Source organism: Protofrankia sp. Cas8, from assembly GCF_963555845.1.
In the GTDB taxonomy this organism is placed as follows: Bacteria; Actinomycetota; Actinomycetes; order Frankiales; family Frankiaceae; genus Protofrankia.
On record NZ_CAUVXI010000008.1, the window covers coordinates 1 to 2,682 of the forward strand.

At 63.8% G+C, this 2,682-nt stretch carries 2 protein-coding genes and 1 pseudogene; all 3 read right to left on the reverse strand.

What is annotated here, in order from left to right; translation table 11 throughout:
- Window positions 1-872: 872 nt before the first annotated feature.
- Window positions 873-1,115, reverse strand: coding sequence for a hypothetical protein (locus tag U9977_RS02805; protein ID WP_322747569.1), 243 nt, complete (start codon window positions 1,113-1,115; stop codon window positions 873-875).
- Between the two features lie 555 nt (window positions 1,116-1,670).
- Entirely contained in the window at window positions 1,671-2,042 is a 372-nt protein-coding gene (locus U9977_RS02810; protein ID WP_322747570.1) for a hypothetical protein, read from the reverse strand.
- Window positions 2,039-2,682, reverse strand: a pseudogene (locus U9977_RS02815) (hypothetical protein); the annotation flags it as partial. The pseudogene U9977_RS02815 and the gene U9977_RS02810, both read right to left, overlap by 4 nt.

Here is a 2,682-nt window from a genome sequence, read left to right on the forward strand (position 1 = left end):
GTGCCGCGCCAGCGATACAAATCCAGCACGGTTCACCTTTATGGCGACATCTGTCGAACTTGCCGTCACAGCGATTTCAAATCCCTCATCCCATACAAAGCGCAAGCCATCATCAGGATGATACCCAGGTACTTCAATAACACGATCCACTATCCACTCCGACCTTCGCGAAAACATGCGACGAGGTATTTCCTCCGACTCGCTTTGAGCCAGGAAACTCTAGTCTACCCAAGGTAAATGTGACGATTCTCGACGACAACCGACTTGCCGGGCTTTCTTGGATTCGGAACCAATCGCTCGAAGTTCATATGTGGACCACCACCATGCCGCCCAGTGATATCCGATTCACCGATTCTGACAACACGACTTCCATCCTTCGAGACGTAGCGACCGCTACCCTTAAGGGCCTCCGAATATCCCGACCCAAGCCATTTCCCAGCCGCATCGAGAGCCGCGGGGGCTGGTCACGGGTCGAGTCTGTCAGTCAGCCCGCCTGAGCGTGGGGAGGCAGCAGCTGAAGAGCCGACACCTGGGGAAGGACCGGTCTGTCGTCGTTGGTGGGCTTGGCGGGCGGCCTGCCGGGACGCCCCAGCACGCCCGCGATCACCGGCCAGCCGACCCCGTCCGCGGCCGCCGGCCACCACAACCAGTAACCGCAAAGCAGACATTACCTTACGAACACGCGACTACCGGACACACGACCCTCCCAGTTCAAGCCCCCGGCGTCCAGTTCGTTCCGGCGCCGCGCGGCGGACTGCGCGCGGCCTGGCGGCCGTGCTCGCCCGGTGCGTCAGCGGCCCGTCCCGTCCACCGGGGGGTGCCGAACTGCTGTGTCGTCACGAACGAAACGGCGGGAGGCCGGCCACGGGCACTCACAATCCGGTGACGCCTCGCGCGATCGATCCGATGGCCACCGCGCACCAGCCGACCAGGAAGATCACGTCGGCGGTGCGGCGTAGCCGCCGTGCGTGCGCGCGACGCGAGGGGGTGCGGTGGACGCCCTCGCGCGGTCCCCCGACGGCGCGAAGAACATCCCAGGGAGCCCGAGGGCGCGCATCGATCGGCCGTGTCAGCCAGAAGAGCACGGGTGTCGTCAGCATTGCCAGACCGGCCACGATGCCCACCATCCCCCCATCCGAACAGATTCCAATCTGGGCCGGCCCAGACTGCCCGGCGATGTGATCTATGGTTGCCGTCACATGGCCGGCGCCGCTTCCGCTCGTGCTGCACACGCCCGCACCGGCCTGCATACCGGAGACCCGGTCGCCTGCTGTCCGGCGCACCATCACACGCAACGTTGAAGACCAACAGATCATGATCATTGGTTCTTGCCGAAACCGCGTTTCGTCACAACGAAACGTTCGACGCGCAGCACACCTTCACCTACAGCGGCCCACCGAGCCTGCCGACCATGCGCCCATGGCCGGATCGGGCACGTCATCGCCAACAACGTCCGCGCCGAACGCGCCCACCGCCGCATGACCCAAACCGACATCGCCACCGCCATCGGCTGACCCCGCTCCTCCAGCCACGACATCGAAGCCGGCGCCGCAAAATCAGCCCCGACGACGTCGCCGCCCTCTGCCACACCTTCAACATCACCCTCGCCGAACTCGCCCACGGCGCCAACCCCGACGACCTACAAACCCTCGGCATCTAACGGCAAACGGTCAGCATTCACTCAGGATCTGCCGCAACTCATCCTCATAGGCCGCAACGGCATCCGGGTCCCGGTCGAAGTAAGCCTCCCAGAAACCCGGCTCGAGCCAGCGGCGAGGCGCCAACTCGACGACACCGCCCTCACCTACCTTCGCCACCCAGTTGGAGGGAAGCCGGTCATCTACCGTCATGAACATCTCGGAATCCCACAAGCCAGGGGCGCGAACATCATCCCCGACGATCTGCAACTCGATGCGACGACCCGGGCAAGCCAGTACCGAAATCACGATGTATTCCCCACCGAGACGGACCCAGGCACTGTCCTCTATCGAACCGCTAGTCACTGGACTGATAATACGAGTACACAGAACGCGCATGGTCACCGAGTCACATTGAAAACGATCTTGTAATCATAATTGTAGTTAACGACATCGGTCGCAGGATTATAGTAGTAGTGTACCTGGAACGGCCCCTGTGGACTTTGGAACGTCCTCGACGTGTACTTTCCCCAGTCGGCGATGCTACTACCGTCCGACGTCAACTCCTTGACCACCTCCGGGTTCCGCAATTGACTACCGGAAATAATGCGCTGCGACCCCTGAATCACTTCAGACTGCAACTCACCGGAGGCCGTGAACGCCGAGCTAGCGGACTCACGAGCCAACTGCTCCCCCAGGCGAACCCCGTTCACCACATTGTCAGCACCCGCTCCCGCGTTTGTGGCCGCAGCCAGGGTAGCAGCGCCGCCTTCGGTTGTGCCGGTGCCGGCGCAGGCGGTCAAGTCCTTCGGCCGAGGCCCCGGAGCGTTACGGGCCAACCAGGCCGCGGCCATCTGTACCCGGCTGACCACCGCCCGGCCGGCCGCGGTCCGGCCCGCTCTGCCCGCGAGACTGCCGGCACCAGCCGAAACCAGACCACCACCCGCATCCGACCAGCTATAACCCCCGTCACCGAACAGATGGCTGGACAGACCACCCGCGGTGACCGAACCCAGGCCGGCACCCGCCGCACCCGCCGCCACCC